The organism is bacterium, from assembly GCA_040756715.1.
In the GTDB taxonomy this organism is placed as follows: domain Bacteria; phylum UBA9089; class UBA9088; order UBA9088; family UBA9088; genus JBFLYE01.
The window spans coordinates 1-7,294 of record JBFLYE010000129.1; the positions used below are offsets into that span (position 1 = coordinate 1).

Below are 7,294 nucleotides of genomic sequence, written 5' to 3' on the forward strand. Positions count from 1 at the left end.
CCTTATTTTATTCCTTGTATATATAGGCTTTGTGTTTGTTTTGTCAATTATAAAAGGGATGTTATTCTTCGCTAAATATTTCTCAATCTCTTTCCTTTCAATATCAATCAATGGCCTTATAATTCTAATTCCATCCATCTCCCTTTTTTCTTCTATTCCATAAGGGCTTTCTCCCCTTATGATATGAAATAGGATTGTTTCTATATTATCATCAAGATTGTGCCCTAATGCGATGCTTTTTGCATTTATTTCCTTCGCAACTTTTAAAAAAAAATCATATCTTGCCCTTCTTGCCATCCTTTGTGAATGAATAGGGTTTTCCCATCTTTCAACATAAAGCGCCAGGTTAAGCCTCTCTGCTATGCCTTTAACAAATTCTGCATCTTTCTCCGATTCCTTTCTAAGGCAATGGTTGAAATGGCAGAGGGAAAGAGAAAGAGAAAACCTTTTCTTTAGTGAATAAAGTAGATAAACAAGGGCTGTTGAATCGCAACCACCAGAGGCTCCAATTAAGATGTTATCTCCCTGCGAAACAAGTGTTTCAAGCTCCTTCAAAACCACAAGCCTAATTCTATCTTTTTTCAATTTTAGGTTTGGCTGCTTTAAATTCATAAAGGATTGATGAGATAACAAAAAAGGCTGCATATTCTGTTTTTATGATTGCATCCCCTAATGATACAGAAATTCCACCTATTTTTTGAATAGCTTCTATCTCGCTCTTGTCAAATCCACCCTCTGGTCCAATAAAAACAGAGATTTTTTTTGAAGATTTATGGGAGGTAAGAATAGGCTTAAAATGGGTTTTTCTTTCCTCCTCCCAGGGGACAATTATCAAATCATCCCCTTTTATTTCTTCTATTGCTCTATCAAGCGAAAGACAATTGGAAATATGGGGAAGGAGGGAAGAGCCAGAGGTAAGGAATGAGGATTTTGCAATATTCTTAAGCCTTTCAATGTTTTCCTTTTTTGGGATAGACCTTTTTGCAATAAGGGGAATTATCCTTTTTATAGAAAATCCTCCCAGCATTTCAACTACCAAATCCATCTTTGGATGCTTTGGAAGAGCCTGGACAAGGGTAATCTCAATGGAGGGAGGCTTTAATTTTTCCCTTTTTGTAATTTTGACAATACATTCTTTTCTATCTATTTTCTCTATTATCCCTTTAAACCTCCCACATTTTCCATCAAGGATGACAATTGTGTCTTTTTCTTTAAGCCTTAAAACCTTGATGTGCTTTAGGGTCTCTTTCTCTTTAATAATTGTAATATCCCTTGGTTCTTCTACAAAAAATCTATTTTCCAATCTCTTATAAAAATACCACAAGGTGAAAAAAAGGTCAAGTTTAAAGTTATACCATTTTACTCGCCTTGTTTTGCTATTTGAATTTAATAAGAACCTTTACAAAATACATTACATTTTCTATACTTAATCTATGCCTGAAGAATCTATAGAAGAGCTTTTAGCCCTTATGGTTGAGGCAAAGGCATCAGACCTTTTTATTAAGGTGGGAAGCCCTCCAACCATAAGGGTTGCAGGAAGGCTTGTTAACTTACAATCTGAAAAATGGAAGGAAAGGAGGCTTACTCCACAAGAAACAGAAAGCTTTGCATATTCTGTAATGAATGAAAAGCAGAGAAAGAATTTTGAAGAGAAGATGGAGCAAGACCTTGCCTATTCTGCCTCTGGCTTAGGAAGGTTTAGAATCAATATATTTAGGCAGAGAAACTCAATAGCTATGGCATTAAGGCTTGTTCCTTTTAACATCCCGCCATTTGAAGATTTAAATCTTCCCGAGGTCATAAGGGAGCTTTCTGAAACCGAAAGGGGAATAATTATAGTAACCGGTGTAACCGGCTCGGGAAAATCAACCACCCTTGCTTCTATGGTAGACCATATAAACAAACAAAGGAGGTGCCATATTGTAACCATTGAAGATCCTATAGAATTTCTCCACAGGGATAATCTTTCCATTGTCAATCAAAGGGAGGTTGAGATGGATACCCTATCATTTAATGATGCCTTAATCCATGTGGTCAGACAGAATCCAGATGTAATAATGGTGGGTGAAATGAGGGATATAACAAGTCTTCAGGCGGCTTTATCTGCGGCTGAAACAGGACACTTTGTCCTTACCACAATGCACACTTTGGATGCAACCCAGACATTGGAGAGGATAATAAACTTCTTTCCACCCTATCAGCATAACCAAATAAGGATGCAGCTTGTTCTCTGCCTTAAGGCAATTATTTCCTTAAGGCTTCTTCCAAGGTGTGATATAGAGGGAAGGGTCCCCGCCTGTGAGATCTTGGTTGCTACACCATTTATTAAGAAGCTTATTGAGGAAAATAAGATCTCTCAGATTCCAACAGCTATTGCAGACGGCGATTTTTATGGAATGCAAACATTTAATCAATCTTTAATAAGCCTTTATCAAAGGGGAATGGTAAGCTATGACGATGCCCTCTCTGCCTCAACGAATCCTGAGGAGTTTAAGCTAAATATAAGGGGGATATACTCTGGAAAGGATGTAATTATGGAGGAATATATACCAAAAGAAGAAGAAATTTTAAGTAAGGAAGAGGTTAAACAGAAACCTCCCTCCAGCATTTTAAAAACAAAAGACCAATTTTCATTGTAATCTGTGGTTATCAAGTAAACTCCGTATTAAGGAGCTAAACACATACCAATTTACCTTATGAAAATAAAGGTTTTAATTGCTATTGCCTGGCTTATTGTAATGACCTTTCTTTTAAAAAAGGAGGGGTTTTTTTCAAAAGAGTATAGCCTTACATATTATGATATTTTTGGAAAGAAAGACCCTTACAGAGAAGAATACCTTGGAATCTATCTTGATAATGAAAAGATTGGCTTCTCAAAGAGCTATATTGATGCATATTCCTTTCCAGGCAATAGGGTTGGATTCAGCATATCCAATGAAACAAGGTTATTTGTCAAGGCATTTGGAGAAAGAAGCTCTATCAATATCACCACAGAGGTTTTAATTGATGATAAATACAGGCTTTCCTCATTTTCTTCTCTTCTTTCCTCAGAGCAATACAAGATAGAAGCAAAGGGAGAGAGGGTAAATAACAAAATAATCGCCTCCCTTTATTCGGGAGGAAACCTGGTAGGTAAGATGGAATACAAAGAGAAGGATTTTATTTCAAGCTTTGTTCCAACATTGCCCGAGCTCTCTGAGGGGAGGGTTTATTGTTTAAAAAGCTTTGACCCATTTGGGATAATGGGGAATGAAAAAATAACCCTTAAGGTTTTAAAGAAAACAACAATAATGTTCGATGATGAGCTTTATGAGACATATCCCATTGTTATTTCATATCAAAGTATTAAAGCAAAGCTTTATGCTACAAGGGATGGGAGAATATTGAAGGCATATCTTCCTCAAGGTTTCATAGCGAAGAGGGAGGATAAAAAAAAAGAAGATATGGTCAAATTCTCATATCCAGATATCTCAAGGCTTTCCTCTATACCATCAAATAGGATAATAAAAGAGCCAAGAAAGGTTTCCTATTTTAAGATAAAGATGGATAAAAAGGTTCTTGTGATAAAGAAGGATGCCTTTCCAGAGATACCCTACACACTTCCCATCAAGGAATATAAAGAATGGACAAAAGAGACAGCCTTTGTTCAGGCAAATGACAAAAGGATTATAGAAAAGGCAAAAGAGATTGTGGGTAAAGAAAAAAATAGCCAGAAAGCCTCAATTTTGATTATGGAATGGGTTTATACTACCCTTTCCCAAAAGCCAGCATTTAGCCTTCCCTCTGCCATTGAGGTTTTAAAAAACAAGAGAGGTGATTGCAATGAGCATACAATATTATTTACAGCTCTCTGCAGGTCTATTGGAATCCCAACCAAGATGGTGGTTGGCTTGTCCTATTCTGACAAAAGGTTTTATTACCACGCCTGGGCTAAGGTATTCTGTGGGAAATGGGTATCAATGGATCCAACATTCAACCAGGCACCAACAGATGCAACACACATTCCTTTGATAGAAGGAGACATAGGAGAGCAGATTGGATTGTTGGGATATATAGGGAATGTAAAGATAGAGGTGTTGGAATATGATTAAATTAGAGAATCTATCAAAGACATTTGGGAATGTAAGGGCAGTTGATAACATAAGCCTCAAGATAAAAGAGGGAGAATTTTTTTGCCTCTTAGGTCCAAATGGTGCGGGGAAGACAACAACCTTAAAGCTTATTACAGGCTTGCTTAAACCATCAGGTGGAAAAATTACCATAGGTGGATATGACATAAACAAGGAGCCTATTGCTGCAAAGAGGCTATTGGGCTATATTCCAGACATTCCATTTCTCTATGACAAGTTAACCCCAAGGGAGTTTTTAAGCTTTATCAAGGATTTATATGAAGTAGATAATAGCGGCGATGAACTTCTTTCCCTATTTGAAATATCAGATTATAAGGATACATTGATTGAGGAGTTTTCCCATGGAATGAAACAGAGGATATGCTTTTGTGCAATGCTTTTACACAATCCATCCTATATTGTGATTGATGAACCTATGGTTGGACTTGACCCAAAATCCATACACCTTGTAAAAAAGATATTGAAGGAAAGGACAAAAATGGGTGCAGCGGTTATCTTATCCACGCATCAATTATCTTTGGCAGAGGAGCTTTCCGATAGGATTTCTATTATCCATAAAGGAAAAATCATTGCAGAAGGCTCGCCCCTATTCCTTAAGGACCTGCAAAAGAAGGAAAGCCTTGAGGAGGCATTCCTTGAGATTACAAAATAATCTCATTCATACTTCCTGTCCTGTATCCAGTAAGGTCAAGGGTTATATAAGAAAATCCAAATGCCTTAAGATTTTTTGAAATCTCATCCTTTAGCCTTAAAGCCTTTTTCATCTCTTTTTTTTCTAGCTCTATCCTTGCAATGCTATTGTGAGACCTTACCCTTAATTGTTTAAAACCAAGGCTTAATAAAAATTCCTCTGACAAGGCTACCCTTTTTAATTTCTCTTTTGTTATTTTCTCTCCATAGGGAAACCTTGAGGCAAGGCAGGCAAACCCTGGTTTATTCCAGGTAGAAAGCTTAAGCTTTTTTGAAAGGGTTCTAATCTCCTGCTTGGTAAGCTTTGTCTCTTTTAAAGGGCTTCTTACTCCAAATTCCTCTTGTGCTTTTATGCCTGGTCTAAAATCATTTGTATCATCAAAGTTTGTCCCATCAATGACATAATTTAATTCCCTCTCTTTGGCAATATCTTTAAGCCTTAAAAATAACCCTCTTTTACAAAAGTAGCACCTCTGGGTTGAATTTTCTATAAATTTTGGGTCTTCTAGCTCATCTGTTTCGATTACCAAATATTCTACCCCAAAATTCTCTGCATTTATTTTAGCTTGTTCTGTTTCCTTTCTAGGATACAATGGAGAGCTTGCTATAACAGCAAGTGCATTTTTGCATTCCTTGCTTGCAAGATAAAGAAGAAGGGTTGAATCAACGCCACCTGAATAAGCAATCAAAACCCCCTCCATTTTTTGCAAGACCTCTTTTAGATGCTTTAACTTATTTTGCATTTATTCCAAGCCCGATCTTTTTTACCAAAAATTATAGGAAGCATAAGGTGTAAAAATCAAACTGTTTATGCATTTAAACTCTTAGTTTGTGTTTAGCTATTATTGATTTCTTAATTCCCCTCTTCCAGAGGGGTGTCTGCCGAAGGCAGAGAGGGTGTTTAATCTAAAAATGGAAAGAATGAAACCAATTGGACATAAAGAAAGGCACCAATATCTAGCTTTAAATGAGGAGAGAAACAAAAATATTCCAAAAAGGGGAAGAATCCAGTAGTAACAGGAAGGAAAGAAAGAGGTATCAAGGTCAAAACAAAGGACTAATATAAAAGCAAGGAATGCATATTTTATGTAAGGATTTGAATAAAGCCTTATATCAGGACCAGAGATTTTTCTTGAGATATTGTTTGTTATATCCTGGATTGTTCCCGCTGGGCAGAGAAATCTGCAAAATAGCCTTCCAAAAAGACTTAGGGGAATTGCAATATAAAGAATAGGGTTTCTTAAGGTTTTCGCAGGGCAATATAAAAGGTTACATCCTGAGCAGGCAATCCAAGGAAGAGAATATGGGCAAAATTTTATGGGAATAAGAATGGGAAAGAGAAGAATAAGGGAGATAAGTTTTATTATCCTTCTGATAATGGAGAGCTTCATTGCGTTATAAAGTTTATAGTGTATAAAGATTTAATAATTCGGACAAAATTTTATCAGAATAAGGTGTAGATAAAAGGACCAACCGCACTTGATTGGGCAAAGATAAGAAGCAAAGCGAAGAGGAGCAAAACAACAACCATGGGAATAAGCCACCAAAGTTTTCTTTGCCAAAGAAATCCTATCAATTCGCCCATTATCCCAAACCTTGTAATTATTCCTTTAATTATCTCCATTTTTTCTTACTATAAATTTCTCAAGCACCAATACATCCATTCCACTTTTACTAAATGTGTTAAAAGCATCCTCTGGCGTATTAACAATAGGCTCTCCCTTTAGATTAAAGGATGTATTTAAAATCAGGGGAATGCCTGTTGCGCTTTTAAACTTTTCAATAAGCCTATAATACTTTGGGTTTGTCTCCTTAAATACAGTCTGAAGCCTTCCTGTTCCATCCACATGGGTAATTGCAGGAATAATATCCCTTTTGTCTTCTAAAACATCTACCACATAAAGCATAAACCTTGCAGGATAATGCAATGATGGATTAGAAAGGTTAAAATATTTGCTTGTTTCTTCCACCAGAACAGATGGTGCGAAGGGCCTAAATGGCTCTCTAAACTTTATCTTTATATTCACAATATCCTTCATCTTTGCCTTTCTGGGATCTGCAAGGATTGACCTATTTCCCAATGCCCGAGGACCCCATTCAAATCTTCCTTGAAACCATCCTACAACCTTATCATTTTGAAGATAGCCAACAATTCTTTCAAACAATCTCTCATCATCCTCAATATATTCGTAAGGAATATTATTTTTGTCAAGGAATTCCTTTATTTCTCCAAAGCTATATTCCTTTCCCCAAAATGCATGCTCCATCACAAAGCTCCTTTCCTTTCCAAGGAGGCTATGATAGGCATATAAGGCTGCTCCCAATGCACCTCCACCATCGCCTGCCTGCGGCTGAATATATAATTCCTCAAATTGCGTCTTTTTTAATACCCTTCCATTGGCGACGCTATTTAAGGCAACGCCTCCAGCAATGCAGAGCTTTTTAAGACCTGTCTCTTTATAAAGGCAATTTAC

General features: G+C 36.7%; 9 protein-coding genes. 3 read left to right on the forward strand and 6 right to left on the reverse strand.

What is annotated here, in order from left to right; translation table 11 throughout:
• Together tilS and AB1397_05040 are read right to left on the reverse strand one after the other, a co-directional pair.
• The coding region (tilS, locus tag AB1397_05035; GenBank protein MEW6482348.1) for a tRNA lysidine(34) synthetase TilS at positions 1–585 on the reverse strand (585 nt) is incomplete at its 3' end.
• Positions 572–1,303, reverse strand: a complete 732-nt coding sequence (locus AB1397_05040; protein ID MEW6482349.1) for an RsmE family RNA methyltransferase — start codon at positions 1,301–1,303, stop codon at positions 572–574. The genes tilS and AB1397_05040, both read right to left, overlap by 14 nt.
• Positions 1,304–1,433: 130 nt before the next feature.
• Here AB1397_05040 and AB1397_05045 point away from each other — a divergent pair, with 130 nt between their 5' ends.
• The 3 genes from AB1397_05045 to AB1397_05055 are packed head-to-tail and all read left to right on the forward strand — an operon-like array spanning position 1,434 to position 4,782.
• A complete protein-coding gene (locus tag AB1397_05045; GenBank protein ID MEW6482350.1) occupies positions 1,434–2,639 on the forward strand; it encodes a type IV pilus twitching motility protein PilT in 1,206 nt (401 codons plus the stop codon).
• A gap of 57 nt (positions 2,640–2,696) precedes the next feature.
• Positions 2,697–4,091, forward strand: coding sequence for a transglutaminase-like domain-containing protein (locus AB1397_05050; GenBank protein ID MEW6482351.1), 1,395 nt, complete (start codon positions 2,697–2,699; stop codon positions 4,089–4,091).
• Positions 4,084–4,782: an ABC transporter ATP-binding protein gene (locus AB1397_05055; protein ID MEW6482352.1), complete on the forward strand. Its 699-nt coding sequence runs from the start codon at positions 4,084–4,086 to the stop codon at positions 4,780–4,782. The genes AB1397_05050 and AB1397_05055 overlap by 8 nt, the downstream gene beginning before the upstream one ends.
• On the opposite strand, the gene larE is transcribed toward AB1397_05055, so the two are convergent.
• From larE to AB1397_05075, 4 genes are all read right to left on the reverse strand, one after another.
• Entirely contained in the window at positions 4,772–5,563 is a 792-nt protein-coding gene (gene larE / locus AB1397_05060; protein ID MEW6482353.1) for an ATP-dependent sacrificial sulfur transferase LarE, read from the reverse strand. The genes AB1397_05055 and larE overlap by 11 nt on opposite strands.
• Positions 5,564–5,662: 99 nt before the next feature.
• On the reverse strand, positions 5,663–6,211 hold the full coding sequence (locus tag AB1397_05065; protein MEW6482354.1) for a 4Fe-4S binding protein: 549 nt from the start codon (positions 6,209–6,211) through the stop codon (positions 5,663–5,665).
• 53 nt (positions 6,212–6,264) lie between these two features.
• Positions 6,265–6,444, reverse strand: a complete 180-nt coding sequence (locus AB1397_05070; GenBank protein ID MEW6482355.1) for a DUF5989 family protein — start codon at positions 6,442–6,444, stop codon at positions 6,265–6,267.
• Positions 6,431–7,294, reverse strand: an 864-nt coding sequence (locus AB1397_05075; GenBank protein MEW6482356.1) for a carbamoyltransferase C-terminal domain-containing protein, incomplete at its 5' end; no start/stop codon positions are given. The genes AB1397_05075 and AB1397_05070, both read right to left, overlap by 14 nt.